Consider the following 14,227-nt stretch of genomic DNA (forward strand, 5'->3'; position numbering starts at 1 on the left):
GATTATGATTTTTTTTGGGCTAATGCACGATGCTACGTTTTTACACCTGACTCGGGCGGCTATTGTACGCGGCGGAACGGGAGTAATTCCGGTTGCGCGATACGTAGGTAATCTGCGGTATCCATGATCACGGATTTTTCCAGCACTCCGGCATTGAACGCAATTTCATTAAAACGCTCAAACAATAGCGGATCGGCGACCAGCTTAAGTTTTGGATGGAAGCTAAACGGTGGGATAGCGCCAAATACGCAACCTGTCAGTGCATCGACTTCCGCCGGGCTGGCAAGTGATGCTCTTAACCCGCCGATATGACTGGCTAACAGGCTCAGGTCGGCCTGCTGGTCGGCAGAAAGAATCGCCAGGACATGCTGATTAACGCCGTTGCCTTTGACCTTACAAACCAGCGCTTTTGCTCCCTGGCCCAGTGCGGTACCGCGAATTTCAGAAACCGCTTCACATTTGCCGACCGCTTCATGGCTTACCACGCGATACGTTGCGCCTTGTTCTGACAACAGCGAAATTAAACGCTGATGCGTTGCGTTACCTTTGTTCACTTCCGTCATGACTTACTCCTGGTACAACAATGAAAATCCTGTCAGAAAAATGATTACGCATCCGCGCGTTTTTTCTGTTTGTTCAGGTAGAGCTGTGCATCGGATGCTTTGTAGGCATCATCAATGGTGTCGTTTGGCTGCATATTATAAATCCCTGCGGAGAAGCTGATTGCTCTATCTTGCGCAATAATTTGTAAGTTATAGCGAATCCTCTCCAGCAGACGAGGCGTTAATTCAGCGGGGTAATCGATGAGGATAATGCAAAACTCATCCCCACCGAGGCGTATGGCATAGTCGTTTTTGCGAATCGAGGTTTGAATGGCTCTAGCCAGAATGGTGATAATTCGATCGCCTTCCTTATGCCCCTGCGTATCATTAATGACTTTTAGTTTATCGCAATCAATGGCGATAAAGGTCACGAGGGTGCCCGCGTTTACCAACTGCTGTAAACGCTGTTCGAGCGTCGGCGTTAAAATTTTGCGGTTGTAGAGCCCGGTCATTGCGTCACTGATATTTTCACGCGTGACGTTGTGATACAGCCGAAAATGCGTTCTGACCATATTCAGCAACAGTATTGTCGCCAGCAGATAGAAGGCGAATACTTTCCAGGAGGAGACAATAAAGTACATAAAATCAAGCGATAAGGTGATGCGTATACCGCCGGGCATGTCCTCCTGGTAGTGAACATAGCTAAACAGGTTGTTCTCACTTTGGTGAACGAGTATCTCTTTACCTGAGTTGATGTCCGAAAGCGTCACGTTAAGATAGCGCCAGACGAGAGGGCGGTCGCTGGTATAGAAAATATTCTTTAAATTCTCTTTGTTAATATCCACCATCACCACGCCTTTTAACTTACCGGCATAGTAGACCGGTGTTAAAAAGCTCATCACTTTTTTCTCGGTCAGGTTATCTTCATAAATACGGGAGATTACCGTGCGGCCAGTGAAAATACCGTCAATATCATTCTGGTTGATACCCAGGTTTCCTTTTTGCAAAAACGACCAGTTGTGTATCGCAAATTTCCGCGAATCGACCAGATCAAAGAAATAGACGTAATTATTTTTGAGATCGACGTAATATCGAAATTTATACTCCTGCATACCTAAACCATGACCGTAATCTTTCTGCTCACGATTAACGTTTACCGCCCAGTCAAAAGAGGGCAGTAGAAATATGTCTTCAAGTTTCTCGCTACATTTTGTGGTGGGGGTTTGCAACGTACCGTGTAATGGTAGGTAGTTATGCTGGGTGAGGTTGAGCCCATGAGTGCCGTTAACGCTGTCGAAAGCGTTGCAAAGTGCTTTTTGTTGCTCGATAGAAGCGGGTTCCTGGGGGGATGAAAATGTGCGCATCAGATGGGCTGCAATACTTTGATTAGTATACTTATCATAGAGAAACGACGAGTCGGCTTTCTCATTGATATAGCGCATGTACGCATTCATTGCTTTATCGCTGGCAATGAGCTCATAAACCAAAAAAGAAAATGTCAAAACAACTACGCTGACGGAGATAAAGAGCCTGAGCGCTTTATGATGCAATTGCATAATGATGTACAGCCCTGTAAGTCTGATACTTCAGTCTATCACACGGCATTCATCCGCTCTAACGCTACTGGGAAGGGCATTTTGTAATAAAAATCATTCGCGTGCTTCACCTTTAACTCTTATTGTTGTATTTATAATGCAACTTATAAGAAAGGAGACAAGCAGATGAGCGCGACTGATAAAGCGGGCCATACGTTCTTAGCCAGCCTGGGCAAAACCCGTCTGCGTCCGGGGGGCGTTGAAGCAACAGAGTGGTTGTTCAGCCAGTCACAGCTGACGCCCGACAGCCAGGTGCTGGAAGTGGCGTGTAACATGGCCACGACGGCGATAGAGTTAGTTCAACGTTTTGGTTGTACGGTATACGCCATTGATATGGATAAAACCGCACTGGCAAACGCCAGAAATAACGTGGCGGCAAATGGTCTGGAAAATCACATTCACGTTATGGCAGCTAACGCTAACACCCTTCCATTTGCGGATAACAGTTTCGACGTTGTGATCAACGAAGCCATGCTGACAATGTATGCCGATAAAGCGAAGGCGAAGTTAATTGCCGAGTATTATCGCGTATTGAAGCCCGGCGGGCGTCTGTTAACTCACGACATTATGTTCACCGCACAAAAACTGGTCGCGGGCGAGCAGGGCCAGCTTGTAGAGGTAGTGAAATCAAACGTTAGCCCGATGACCAGACAAGGCTGGCGCGATTTATTTCTGAACGGTGGGTTTGCACAGGTCTTGCAGCAGAATGGTGATATGTCGCTGATGTCGCCGCGAGGATTAATTCGTGATGAAGGGCTGACTGGGGCGGTTAAAATTGTGTTTAACGGCTTACGCACACGCGAAAATCGTCGCCGGTTCCTGAAAATGTTTCGCTTCTTCCGTTCGCAACGTCACCAGCTAAACTACATTGCCTGCTGCTCCGTAAAGGGAAAATAAAAAAGGATAAACGGATGAATATTGATAAAATGAAAGATCAGCATGTTGAAATTCTGGAGAAAATATCATTTCTACGTACGTTGAGCCATGCAGGCGTATCATCCAATGCCCAGGAAATTGCAACTGCGATCGTTAGCATGAGTGCCATTATAAAAACACATTTGTTTGCTGAAGATCAGTTCCTTTATCCACATATTGAGCAGGATGGAAATAGTACGCTCAGACAGGTTAGCTCAAAATTTCAACGTGAAATGACGGATATCGTCAGCGAATATGAAGTTTTTTCCCGGCGCTGGAATATTGCCAGTAAATTAAAAGGTAATGATGAGGCATTCAGACGTGATGCCAACAATGTTCTACGCAAAGTGTATGAGCGTATGCAAAAAGAAAATAAAGACTTCTATCCGCTGGTGGAAAGGATGTAGGGTGTTTTAAAACACAATGATAAAAGGATGGCGAAGTGTCAGAAAAACACTGGTCGAGAATGGAGTACCTTCATCAGACAGTGACCAACCCTAATATAGTTATTAAGGGTACGCATAGCTATTACAGTGACTGCTGGGATCAAGGATTCGAACGTTCGGTGGTGCGGTATTTACTCGGTGATGAGATCAGCCGGGACTGGGAACCGCTTGGGCATTTGGATAAGTTGATTATTGGGAATTTCGTCTGCATTGGCGCTGAGAGCGTTATTCTGATGGGGGGAAATAGTACGCACCGGCTTGACTGGATCAGTCTTTATCCCTTTATGGCGTCGATCAAAGATGCCTACGAGTTTCGGGGTGACACGGTGTTGCATGATGGTTGCTGGTTAGGCATGCGCGCCATGATCATGCCAGGCGTTACGCTCGGGGAAGGCGCTGTTGTCGCAGCAGGTGCGGTGGTGACTAAAGATGTGCCACCGTATGCGGTAGTCGGCGGTAATCCGGCAAAAATAATAAAATATCGCCTGCCGGTGGGGGATATTGAACGAATACTGGCCCTTAATTTGTATCAACTTCCGGAAGAGTCGCTCGTGAAAATCCAACCGCTGTTGTCTTCTGGCGATATTTCCGCGCTCGAAGTTGAAGTGGCTAGCCTGAGACAAAATGCTAAATGACATAACATGTGGTCGAAACGCGAGGTCATAAAAATCAACCAGAGGAGATAACCTCTGGCTGATTTATGTATGTGGTTAGCTATTGCTGGTTGTACTTTGCTTATGAAACAGTTCGCGAAAGACCGGATAAATATCATCCTGGTCGCGGATATGCTGCATCGCAAAGTTTTCAAACGTTGATTGCAGATGTTCGTATTCACGCCACAAGGTCTGGTGCGCGCGGCGGGTGATTTCGATATAGCTATAATATCGCACCATCGGCAGCAGTTTTTTCGCCAGAATCTCATGACACAATGGGGAATCATCCGCCCAGTTATCACCGTCCGAGGCCTGTGCGGCATAGATGTTCCACTGGGCCGGGTCGTAACGGTCTTTTACCACTTCATCCATTAACTTCAGCGCGCTGGAGACAATGGTTCCCCCGGTTTCCTGAGAGTAGAAGAACTCGTGCTCATCCACCTCTTTCGCCTGGGTATGGTGGCGAATATAAACCACTTCCACGTTTTTGTAGGTCCGACTCAAGAACAGATACAGCAAGATATAAAAACGCTTGGCCATATCTTTGGTCGACTGATCCATTGAACCGGAGACGTCCATCAGGCAGAACATCACTGCCTGGCTGGAAGGATCGGGCCGTTTTTCATAATTCTTGTAGCGTAAATCAAAGGTGTCGATAAACGGCACGCGTTCGATTTTTGCCCGTAGTTCGGCAATCTCTTTGCGTAACCGTTCCTCTTCCAGCAACTGCGCTGGTTCACTTTTTGCGATGGTTTCCAGATCCGCTTCGAGCGCATGCAATTCGCGACGCTTACCTGCCGTCATCGCTGTGCGGCGCGCCAGTGAGTTTTGCAGGGAGCGCACCACGCTAATGTTGGCAGGCACGCCGTTAGAGGTGAAACCTGCCCGGTGCGTTTTGTACTCCGTTAACTGACGCTGCTGATTCTGCTTCAGGTTAGGAAGTGCTAAATCTTCGAACAATAGATCGAGATATTCATCTTTAGAGATCTGGAAGACGAATTCATCCTGACCCTCGCCATCCTGGCTGGCCTGGCCTTGTCCGCTTCCTGAACCACCACCGCCGCCCTGCGGGCGTTCAATGCGGTCGTTCTGCACAAAATGGTCGTTACCCGGATGCACGCGATGGCGCAAGCCGCCACGCCCCTGATGGAACATCGGTTCGCTAATATCATCAGTCGGAATAGAGACAGATTCGCCGCTATCCACATCAGTCACCGAACGCTTGTTAATGGCCTCGGAGATCGACTGTTTAATTTGCGATTTATAACGGCGTAAGAAGCGCTGGCGGTTTACCGTGCTCTTGTTTTTGCCGTTAAGACGCCGGTCAATAAACCAGGTCATAAGCCCCCCGTACTGCATTTGCCAACTTTATGCTACATCAGTAACGCCGGATGCGCTGAGCATATCCGGCCTACGGATGTGTATTGTAGGCCCGGCAAGCGTACGCGCCTCCGGGCACTTATTTTAAGACGATTTACGTACGCGCAAATACCATTCGCACAGTAAACGTACCTGCTTACGCGTGTAGCCTTTTTCCATCATCCGGTCGACAAAATCGTCGTGTTTTTTCTGCTCGTCAGTTGAGGTTTTGGCGTTGAACGAAATGACCGGCAGCAGCTCCTCGGTATTTGAGAACATTTTCTTCTCAATGACCGTGCGCAGTTTTTCGTAACTGGTCCAGTTTGGATTGCGGCCGCTGTTATTCGCTCTGGCACGCAGAACAAAGTTGACGATCTCGTTACGGAAATCTTTGGGGTTACTGATACCCGCCGGTTTCTCAATTTTCTCCAGTTCTGAGTTCAACGACTCGCGGTCAAACAGCTGACCGGTATCCGGGTCGCGATACTCCTGATCCTGAATCCAGAAATCCGCATAAGTGACATAACGGTCGAAAATGTTTTGTCCATATTCGGAGTAGGATTCGAGATAAGCCGTCTGGATCTCTTTGCCAATGAACTCAGCATATTTCGGGATCAGATAGCCTTTCAGGAACTCAAGATAACGTTCTGCCAGCTCCTGCGGGAACTGTTCGCGCTCGATTTGCTGCTCAAGTACGTAGAACAGATGCACCGGGTTAGCTGCCACTTCGGCGTGGTCAAAGTTAAAGACGCGTGAGAGGATCTTAAACGCGAAACGCGTGGAAAGACCATTCATTCCCTCATCGACCCCAGCGTAATCCCGATACTCTTGATAGGACTTCGCTTTTGGATCGGTATCTTTCAGGCTTTCCCCATCGTAAACACGCATCTTCGAGTAAATGCTCGAGTTCTCAGGCTCTTTCAGGCGAGAAAGAATGGTAAAGCGAGAGAGTGTTTCCAGCGTGCCCGGTGCGCAAGGCGCATGGGTCAGCTCACTGTGGTTAAGCAGTTTTTCGTAAATTTTGATCTCTTCGGAGATCCGCAGGCAATAAGGCACTTTGACGATGTAAACACGGTCAAGGAACGCCTCATTGTTTTTATTATTACGGAACGTCACCCATTCGGACTCGTTCGAGTGGGCAAGAATAATTCCGTTAAACGGCAGGGCAGAGATACCTTCTGTCCCGTTGTAGTTTCCTTCCTGGGTTGCGGTCAGCAGAGGATGCAGCACTTTAATTGGTGCTTTAAACATCTCAACGAACTCCATAATCCCCTGGTTTGAGCGGCACAGTGCGCCCGAATAACCGTAGGCATCAGGATCGTTCTGGGCGTGGTGTTCGAGTTTACGAATATCCACTTTCCCGACCAGCGCAGAGATATCCTGGTTGTTTTCATCACCAGGCTCCGTTTTGGCAATAGCGATCTGCTCCAGAATAGACGGCCAGACTTTGACAACGCGGAATTTTGTAATGTCCCCGCCAAAATCATGCAGACGTTTTGCAGCCCAGGGCGACATGATCGTACCGAGATAACGACGCGGGATCCCATACTCTTTTTCCAGGATCTGCGCGTCTTCCTGTGGGTTAAACAGGCATAACGGATGATCGTTTACCGGGCTACGCTCGCCGTTGGCGCTCAGGACATAAATCGGTACTCGCTGCATCAGCGACTTCAGCCGCTCAGCAAGAGATGATTTCCCCCCTCCCACAGGCCCCAGCAGATACAGAATCTGCTTCTTCTCTTCCAGACCCTGAGCCGCATGCTTCAAATAAGAAACAATCTGCTCAATGGCCTCTTCCATGCCATAAAACTCTTCAAAAGCGGGGTATCGTGCAATCACCCGATTCGAAAAGAGTCGAGAAAGACGAGGTTCGTGGGCAGTGTCGACCATGACAGGCTCACCAATAGCCATTAATAGCCGCTCTGCCGCATTGGCATAAGCGCTGCGATCTTGCCGACAAGTGGTAAGAAACTCCTGCAGCGTGAACTCTTCGTCCTTGGCAGCTTCATAACGCTGGCGATAGTGATCGAATATATTCATGGTATGCCGTCCTTTCGTTTTTTTAGCACATGTTAAGAGCCGTTCATATGAATAGTAGAGGCCCCTGAAGAGGTAAACTGAACGACGTCGCTGCTGAAGAAATAAGCAACTCTCATGCCATTGTGGTGGTCAGGAGATCAACGTATTCGGTGATACACCTTCTAAAATTAAGCGTAGATGGCATTTGCAAAACTTGCCTGTGTGCGCAAATGAATTTCAATGGCATATCAATAACTCATCAGCAAAAAAAGCATATCTTTTGTAAATCTATGGGGCAGGATTCATGCGGTGTTCACTGTCCTGCAAGCAAAATGTCATCACTCGCTGAGAAATTAGGGGGTTACATTCTGGGGCGAATCCGTAAAATAGTTGGGCTGAAGCGTATTGACGGTTAAACTTTGACCGCTACACATTTAAATAAGGAATTATTGACTGTGACCAAACTCAAACTTCTGGCACTTAGCGTGCTTATCGCCACTTCCGCTAACGTCGCACAGGCAGAGAGCAACCTGACGCTGGGCGCAGGCGTTGGTGTGGTTGAGCACCCTTACAAAGATTACGATAGTGACGTTTACCCGGTCCCGGTTGTGACTTATGAAAGCGATAACTTCTGGTTCCGTGGTCTGGGCGGTGGTTACTACCTGTGGAATGACGATACCGATAAGCTGTCGGTGATGGCCTATTGGTCGCCAATGTACTTCAAACCGGGTGACAGCGACGACAACCGTCTGCGTAGTCTGGATAAACGTAAGAGCACCATGATGGCTGGCCTTTCTTACATTCACAACACGCAATACGGTTTCCTGCGTACCAGCCTTGCAGGCGATACGCTGGATAACAGCAATGGTATTGTATGGGATCTGGCGTGGTTATACCGCTATACCAATGGCGGTTTGACGTTGACTCCGGGGATTGGTGTCGAGTGGAACAGTGAAAACCAGAATGAATACTATTATGGTGTTTCACGCCATGAATCTGCCCGTAGCGGTTTGCGTAGCTACGAACCTGAAAGCTCCTGGAACCCGTATCTGGAGCTCAGCGCAAACTATAACTTCCTGGGCAACTGGAGCGTATACGGTACTGCGCGTTATACCCGCCTGTCTGATGAAGTGACAGACAGCCCGATGGTGGACAAATCCTGGACGGGTCTGATTTCAACGGGTGTTACCTACAAGTTCTGATACCACTGTGTGTCAAACAGTCGCCCGCAGAGATGCGGGCTTTTTGTGCATATCAGAGATGAATATTGATCCAAAACATGTGATTTGATTTTTTGTGCTGTTTTGGCATTACATCGGCCGCAACAAATAGTTAACGTATTTTTCCTGCCGCAATTACCAAAATTAAACCTGTTGTTTGATGAGACTGAAATCTATTCGTTTGTGAATGGAGGAGTATCTGTACAGTTTCACGAATCATTGTTCTGGGAGAGTGATTTCTGGTTTCGCAATATATTGATAATATTCTATTTTATAATCACGGTATAATTTTATCGTGAAACTCTCGCCACTAAAAATAGCAAGATAACTATTTTATTATTTTTGTGTGACGATGAAAGTTAACTTTCATTTGAAAAAAATAAAATCATTAAGTTAATTTTTATTTTACATCTTTTAGGTATTTATCTGAAAAAATTAAAATTGACATTAAATAAGCGATTGCAGATATTACTCCAACTTAATAAGTAAAGACAGTAACGCTGCATGGCTCAGATATTAAATGTCATGTGGTTTTCTTGCGAATAAACTTGGTAGAGATAATGAAAAAGTTAATCATGATAGCAGTGATGGGTGGGATTCTGACGGGATGTTCCACCGAGGCTTCACGCATGAGTGCTTGCGAAAGCAAGGGCGTGAGCCGCGATGCCTGCTATATCGCTGAGCAAAACCGTCAGGCGACAATCAATGCCGTAGCTGAAAAACAAGCTATGGAGAACGCGCAAAACGTATATAACTTAAATGATACTAATTCCAGTCATCACCACAAACACAATAATTATTAAGGTGTAACTTATGAAGAAATTAATAATTATCGCTGTACTGGTCGCAACATCTGCGGCTGCACCAGCCTATGCCATCAGCGAGGCTTACCGTCAGCAGTTACAGCATGAACATAAAACGATGGTCAGCGATGCTAATGCTCCGGTGCACGCCAGTAAAATCACACCCGTGCATGTGAATAAACTGGGCGTAGACTTTAAACGTGGCGCTGATGGTATTGCTTATATTAATGGCAAAGCGGCGGCAAATGATGAGAACAATGCAGACGCTCAGTCTTATAGCGCGGGCTTGATTTCCGTCATTGTCTATAAAAACGGGAAAATTAACGCGATGAAAGAGGGGAAATATTTAGGTCGCTTAAAATAACCGCAGTGCAGTTAAGATGTTCTGTCATTCGGCCCGGGAGCATTGTTTGTTCCCGGGTTTTTTATTGCCGTTGCCATAGCGGTCAACTTCCAATCTTAGAGGGTGCAATTTGTGCACCCTAACAGGACACATGCCAGTTGTTTTGCTTTACTGTGGTGCATTAACACAGGAGGGTGCGATGACAGCGAAACAGGTGATGTTTACAAAGCAGGTATCGCTGCCTGCTATTGGGCAGGGAACATGGTACATGGGCGAGGATCCTGGCCGACGTCGGGAAGAGGTTTCAGCGCTGCGGGCTGGTCTGGATCTCGGTCTGCGGTTGATCGATACCGCCGAAATGTATGCAGATGGTGCAGCGGAAGAGGTAGTGGGTGAAGCATTAACCGGGCGTCGTGATAGCGCTTTTTTAGTCTCGAAAGTATATCCCTGGAATGCCGGTGGTCAGAAAGCCATTGCCGCCTGTGAAGCGAGCCTGCGTCGACTAAAAACCGATTATCTGGATCTCTATTTGCTCCACTGGACGGGCAGTTTTTCATTTGCTGAGACCGTTGATGCCATGGAAGCACTCATTGCGCAGGGGAAAATCCGCCGCTGGGGCGTCTCTAATCTCGATTACGATGACATGCAGGCGTTATGGCAAGTCACGGGTGGGCGGGAATGTGCCACTAACCAGGTGCTTTATCATTTAGCATCGCGCGGTATTGAATATGATTTACTGCCGTGGTGCCAGCAGCAGCAGATGCCGGTCATGGCTTACAGTCCGCTGGCTCAGGCGGGGCGATTGCGCGGTGACTTGCTTTCTCACTCTGTGGTGAACGACATCGCGCACGCGCACAATGTTAGTGCTGCGCAGATTTTGCTGGCATGGGTGATCCGTCTGCCGGGCGTGATGGCGATTCCGAAAGCGGCAAGCGTAGCGCATGTCGAACAAAATGCCGCCGCGCTGGAGATAACGCTCTCTGTTGATGAGCTGAAGCAGTTAGATAAGGCATATCCAGCGCCAAAGGGTAAAACGGCGCTGGATATGGCCTGATTTGCCGAATGGCGATGCTCACGCTTCTTATCCGGCCAGCGCAATGTTTGGTAGGCCGGATAAGGCGTAAGCTCCGTCAGGCTACAGACACAATTTTAGCGTTTAGCAACGCGGATAGTTTGTGCCAGGCGTGATGGTTTTTCTTCGCGGGTTTTCTGCGGCGCGGTTGCGTAAGCCGTCTCTACGCAAACAAAGGTTTTATAGCCGTCATCCGGCATGTCGCCCATGCTAACGGACAGCGCCGGACCCGGGTTCCAGCCCACGACATTCAGATGGTGATGATGGACGACGTCGATATTGCGGTTGAGCGCATCATCATGGATAACGCTGCACGCTTGCGGATTCAGATAGACACGATCGGTGCGGTCCGGGAAGGTCTGGATACCATCAGCCAGCACATCTTCTTTAGCATCATTCACTTTGTCGATCAGGCGATCGCCAAGTCCACTGACTTTTACTGCCGCAATGTCACCGACGTTGAAATAGGTATGCAGCGCAGAGGTGGTTTCAAATTCACCGTGGGCTTCCAGTTCCATTTCACAGGTGGCACCTACTTTGAAACGGGCCAGCAGGCAGAACTCGTGCGGCCATAGCTGACGCGTTTCAGCGCTGCTTTGCAATTCAAACGTTAGCGCCACGCCATTGTCGTCTTCATTGTGCGCTTTCAGCGTCCATGGCAGGTTGCGGGCAAAACCATGAGAAGGCAGGCCCTGCTGAGCAGCCGGACCAAACCACGGCCAGCAAATTGGTACGCCGCCACGCAGCGCTACGCCGGTTTTAAACGGGGTATTGTTACTTAGCCACAGGACTTCCTCTTCGCCGTTGGGTTTCCAGGAAAGAAGATGTGCGCCCTGCAGTGCGAAAGATGCTTTAACCTGTGGATGATCGACCACAAGAATCTCAAGTTCATCAAGCTGGCGGCGGGAGAGGACCGGGGTAATTTGTTCGATTACCGGAAGTGCAAAAATTTTATTAATCATTATGCAATCCTTTTTTTTACCCTAAATAATTCGAGTTGCAGGACGGCGGCAAGTGAACGATCCCGATGAGCTTACAGAAGTAAGTGATTCGGGTGAGAGAGCATTGCCAACACACCGGTAACTTGAAGTATGACGGGTATCTTCAGGCAAAAAAAAGAGCGACCTGAGTCGCTCTTACAGATTACTGTTTCATCTCAACTTATTTGGAGATGTGAGCAATCAGGTCCAGAACTTTGTTGGAGTAGCCGGTTTCGTTGTCGTACCAGGATACCAGTTTCACGAAGTTGTCGTTCAGTGCGATACCAGCTTTAGCATCGAACACGGAAGTGCAAACTTCACCGTTGAAATCGGTAGATACTACGTCGTCTTCGGTGTAACCCAGAACGCCTTTCATCGGGCCTTCGGAAGCAGCTTTGATTGCTTTCTTAATTTCTTCGTAAGAAGCAGCTTTTTCCAGACGAACGGTCAGGTCAACAACAGATACGTTCGGGGTAGGAACGCGGAACGCCATACCAGTCAGTTTGCCGTTCAGTTCTGGCAGTACTTTACCTACAGCTTTAGCAGCACCGGTAGAGGACGGGATGATGTTCTGGGATGCGCCGCGGCCGCCGCGCCAGTCTTTGTGAGACGGGCCATCAACGGTTTTCTGAGTAGCGGTGGTCGCGTGAACAGTAGTCATCAGACCTTCGATGATGCCGAAGTTGTCGTTGATAACTTTAGCCAGCGGAGCCAGGCAGTTAGTGGTGCAGGAAGCGTTAGAAACGATGTCCTGACCTTCGTATTTGTCAAAGTTAGCGCCTTTAACAAACATCGGAGTGTTATCTTTGGACGGACCAGTCAGAACCACTTTTTTCGCGCCAGCAGTGATGTGCTTACGAGCGGTTTCATCTGTCAGGAACAGGCCAGTAGCTTCAGCTACTACGTCAACACCAACTTCGTCCCATTTCAGGTTAGCCGGATCACGTTCAGCGGTAACACGGATTTTTTTACCGTTTACGATCAGATGACCGTCTTTCACTTCAACGGTACCGTTGAAACGGCCGTGAGTGGAGTCATATTTCAGCATGTAAGCCATGTAGTCAGCGTCTAACAGGTCGTTGATTGCAACGATCTCGATGTCAGAGCGTTCTTGAGCAGCACGGAAAACAATGCGACCGATACGGCCAAAACCGTTGATACCTACTTTGATAGTCATATATTCCACCAGCTATTTGTTAGTGAATAAAAGGTTGCCTGTAAAATTACAAAAACCTTACGCAGCGTCAAGCGGAATCGTGTCAATCATTGCGACAAATCAATCTGCTGCTTAAGCTTTGCGCAACTGACTCGCCTCACTCTTCCTTTGGGCTTGAAACCACATGGGGTCGGCGGCCCGAATTTTAAAGGGCAATCAAGATAAAAACGTGATTGTGATCACGAATTGCAGGCTGCCATTTCGCACGGATCAAGTTTAGAACAAAAGTTCGCACTCTGGTGTTAATGTTTTGTTAGAATCTGTCTCGCGATGTGAGTTTAGATAAAGCGAGATGTGAGCAAATGGCTAATCAACCTTCTCCAGAAGAACTAAAAAAAAATTTAACCGAAATGCAGTTCTACGTGACGCAGAATCACGGGACAGAACCGCCATTTACCGGGCGTTTGCTGCACAACAAGCGTGACGGCATCTACCACTGTTTGGTCTGCGACAAACCGCTATTTCGTTCCGAGACAAAATATGACTCTGGCTGCGGCTGGCCCAGCTTTTACGAGCCTGTCAGCGCAGAGGCTATCCGTTACATTAAAGATACTTCACACGGCATGCAGCGCATTGAAATCCGCTGTGGTAACTGTGATGCGCACCTGGGACACGTCTTCCCGGATGGTCCGCAACCTACCGGTGAACGTTACTGCGTTAACTCTGCCTCTTTGAACTTCACCGATGGTGAAAACGGTGAGCAGACCAAAGGCTGAAGAAACGATTCAGCAAATTATTCTACGGAGAGTGGATTTAACATGAATCTTGATGAGATGATCAACAGCATGACGCCGGAAGTTTATCAGCGCTTATCAACTGCCGTTGAACTCGGAAAATGGCCGGATGGCGTGGCGCTAACGGCAGAACAAAAAGAGAACTGCTTACAGCTGGTGATGTTATGGCAGGCGCGAAACAATATTGACGCGCAGCATATGACGATTGATACCAATGGTGAGATGGTGATGAAGAGTAAGCAGCAGTTGAAAGTGGAGTTTGGTATTACGCCCGAACCCATTGCGACGTTTAAATCCTGATTACTCAGGCCCGGCAAACATCTATGTCGG

General features: G+C 48.1%; 15 protein-coding genes. 9 read left to right on the forward strand and 6 right to left on the reverse strand.

Going from position 1 to position 14,227, the window contains the following annotated elements:
• Positions 1-59: 59 nt before the first annotated feature.
• Both OGV75_RS14800 and dgcJ read right to left on the reverse strand, forming a co-directional pair.
• A complete protein-coding gene (locus tag OGV75_RS14800; RefSeq protein WP_046275927.1) occupies positions 60-563 on the reverse strand; it encodes a YbaK/prolyl-tRNA synthetase associated domain-containing protein in 504 nt (167 codons plus the stop codon).
• 44 nt (positions 564-607) lie between these two features.
• Positions 608-2,098: a diguanylate cyclase DgcJ gene (gene dgcJ, locus OGV75_RS14805; RefSeq protein WP_286480836.1), complete on the reverse strand. Its 1,491-nt coding sequence runs from the start codon at positions 2,096-2,098 to the stop codon at positions 608-610.
• 165 nt (positions 2,099-2,263) lie between these two features.
• Between dgcJ and OGV75_RS14810 the strand changes: the two genes are divergently transcribed.
• Genes OGV75_RS14810 through OGV75_RS14820 form a run of 3 tightly spaced genes read left to right on the forward strand, consistent with a single transcriptional unit; the run spans position 2,264 to position 4,133 of the window.
• Positions 2,264-3,034 (forward strand): class I SAM-dependent methyltransferase, encoded by a 771-nt coding sequence (locus OGV75_RS14810; protein ID WP_137380475.1) that lies wholly within the window; start codon positions 2,264-2,266, stop codon positions 3,032-3,034.
• A 14-nt stretch (positions 3,035-3,048) separates the two neighbouring features.
• Positions 3,049-3,459: a hemerythrin domain-containing protein gene (locus OGV75_RS14815; protein ID WP_049271241.1), complete on the forward strand. Its 411-nt coding sequence runs from the start codon at positions 3,049-3,051 to the stop codon at positions 3,457-3,459.
• Positions 3,460-3,494: 35 nt separating this feature from the next.
• The gene (locus tag OGV75_RS14820) at positions 3,495-4,133 is read left to right on the forward strand and encodes a CatB-related O-acetyltransferase (protein ID WP_170973907.1); all 639 of its coding nucleotides are present in this window, start codon (positions 3,495-3,497) and stop codon (positions 4,131-4,133) included.
• Between the two features lie 75 nt (positions 4,134-4,208).
• On the opposite strand, the gene OGV75_RS14825 is transcribed toward OGV75_RS14820, so the two are convergent.
• The gene (locus OGV75_RS14825) at positions 4,209-5,492 is read right to left on the reverse strand and encodes a YeaH/YhbH family protein (protein WP_016152809.1); all 1,284 of its coding nucleotides are present in this window, start codon (positions 5,490-5,492) and stop codon (positions 4,209-4,211) included.
• A gap of 123 nt (positions 5,493-5,615) precedes the next feature.
• Positions 5,616-7,550: a protein kinase YeaG gene (gene yeaG / locus OGV75_RS14830; protein WP_016152810.1), complete on the reverse strand. Its 1,935-nt coding sequence runs from the start codon at positions 7,548-7,550 to the stop codon at positions 5,616-5,618.
• A gap of 434 nt (positions 7,551-7,984) precedes the next feature.
• Here yeaG and OGV75_RS14835 point away from each other — a divergent pair, with 434 nt between their 5' ends.
• The 4 genes from OGV75_RS14835 to OGV75_RS14850 all read left to right on the forward strand — a co-directional run bounded on the left by OGV75_RS14835 (position 7,985) and on the right by OGV75_RS14850 (position 10,949).
• The gene (locus OGV75_RS14835) at positions 7,985-8,731 is read left to right on the forward strand and encodes a MipA/OmpV family protein (RefSeq protein WP_286480837.1); all 747 of its coding nucleotides are present in this window, start codon (positions 7,985-7,987) and stop codon (positions 8,729-8,731) included.
• A 578-nt stretch (positions 8,732-9,309) separates the two neighbouring features.
• Positions 9,310-9,552, forward strand: coding sequence for a hypothetical protein (locus tag OGV75_RS14840; RefSeq protein ID WP_181633724.1), 243 nt, complete (start codon positions 9,310-9,312; stop codon positions 9,550-9,552).
• Between the two features lie 10 nt (positions 9,553-9,562).
• The gene (locus OGV75_RS14845; protein WP_016152813.1) at positions 9,563-9,916 is read left to right on the forward strand and encodes a hypothetical protein; all 354 of its coding nucleotides are present in this window, start codon (positions 9,563-9,565) and stop codon (positions 9,914-9,916) included.
• Positions 9,917-10,094: 178 nt separating this feature from the next.
• Complete coding sequence (locus OGV75_RS14850; protein WP_047498916.1) at positions 10,095-10,949, forward strand: aldo/keto reductase; 855 nt, start codon at positions 10,095-10,097, stop codon at positions 10,947-10,949.
• 95 nt (positions 10,950-11,044) lie between these two features.
• Here OGV75_RS14850 and OGV75_RS14855 read toward each other — a convergent pair whose 3' ends face one another.
• Entirely contained in the window at positions 11,045-11,929 is an 885-nt protein-coding gene (locus OGV75_RS14855; protein WP_181632612.1) for a D-hexose-6-phosphate mutarotase, read from the reverse strand.
• A gap of 199 nt (positions 11,930-12,128) precedes the next feature.
• A complete protein-coding gene (gene gapA, locus OGV75_RS14860) occupies positions 12,129-13,124 on the reverse strand; it encodes a glyceraldehyde-3-phosphate dehydrogenase (protein WP_003030697.1) in 996 nt (331 codons plus the stop codon).
• 341 nt (positions 13,125-13,465) lie between these two features.
• On the opposite strand from gapA, the gene msrB reads away from it, so the two are divergent.
• A complete protein-coding gene (gene msrB / locus OGV75_RS14865; protein WP_016152816.1) occupies positions 13,466-13,879 on the forward strand; it encodes a peptide-methionine (R)-S-oxide reductase MsrB in 414 nt (137 codons plus the stop codon).
• Between the two features lie 42 nt (positions 13,880-13,921).
• On the forward strand, positions 13,922-14,197 hold the full coding sequence (locus OGV75_RS14870) for a YeaC family protein (RefSeq protein WP_016152817.1): 276 nt from the start codon (positions 13,922-13,924) through the stop codon (positions 14,195-14,197).
• Positions 14,198-14,227 lie beyond the last annotated feature (30 nt).

This window comes from Citrobacter sp. Cb028, from assembly GCF_030336705.1.
In the GTDB taxonomy this organism is placed as follows: Bacteria; Pseudomonadota; Gammaproteobacteria; order Enterobacterales; family Enterobacteriaceae; genus Citrobacter; species Citrobacter braakii.

Coding starts and splice junctions, on each gene's coding strand:
- OGV75_RS14800 (WP_046275927.1), bottom strand. CDS start 563: ATGACGGAAGTGAACAAAGGTAACGCAACGCATCAGCGTTTAATTTCG.
- dgcJ (WP_286480836.1), bottom strand. CDS start 2,098: ATGCAATTGCATCATAAAGCGCTCAGGCTCTTTATCTCCGTCAGCGTA.
- OGV75_RS14810 (WP_137380475.1), top strand. CDS start 2,264: ATGAGCGCGACTGATAAAGCGGGCCATACGTTCTTAGCCAGCCTGGGC.
- OGV75_RS14815 (WP_049271241.1), top strand. CDS start 3,049: ATGAATATTGATAAAATGAAAGATCAGCATGTTGAAATTCTGGAGAAA.
- OGV75_RS14825 (WP_016152809.1), bottom strand. CDS start 5,492: ATGACCTGGTTTATTGACCGGCGTCTTAACGGCAAAAACAAGAGCACG.
- yeaG (WP_016152810.1), bottom strand. CDS start 7,550: ATGAATATATTCGATCACTATCGCCAGCGTTATGAAGCTGCCAAGGAC.
- OGV75_RS14840 (WP_181633724.1), top strand. CDS start 9,310: ATGAAAAAGTTAATCATGATAGCAGTGATGGGTGGGATTCTGACGGGA.
- OGV75_RS14845 (WP_016152813.1), top strand. CDS start 9,563: ATGAAGAAATTAATAATTATCGCTGTACTGGTCGCAACATCTGCGGCT.
- OGV75_RS14850 (WP_047498916.1), top strand. CDS start 10,095: ATGACAGCGAAACAGGTGATGTTTACAAAGCAGGTATCGCTGCCTGCT.
- OGV75_RS14855 (WP_181632612.1), bottom strand. CDS start 11,929: ATGATTAATAAAATTTTTGCACTTCCGGTAATCGAACAAATTACCCCG.
- gapA (WP_003030697.1), bottom strand. CDS start 13,124: ATGACTATCAAAGTAGGTATCAACGGTTTTGGCCGTATCGGTCGCATT.
- msrB (WP_016152816.1), top strand. CDS start 13,466: ATGGCTAATCAACCTTCTCCAGAAGAACTAAAAAAAAATTTAACCGAA.
- OGV75_RS14870 (WP_016152817.1), top strand. CDS start 13,922: ATGAATCTTGATGAGATGATCAACAGCATGACGCCGGAAGTTTATCAG.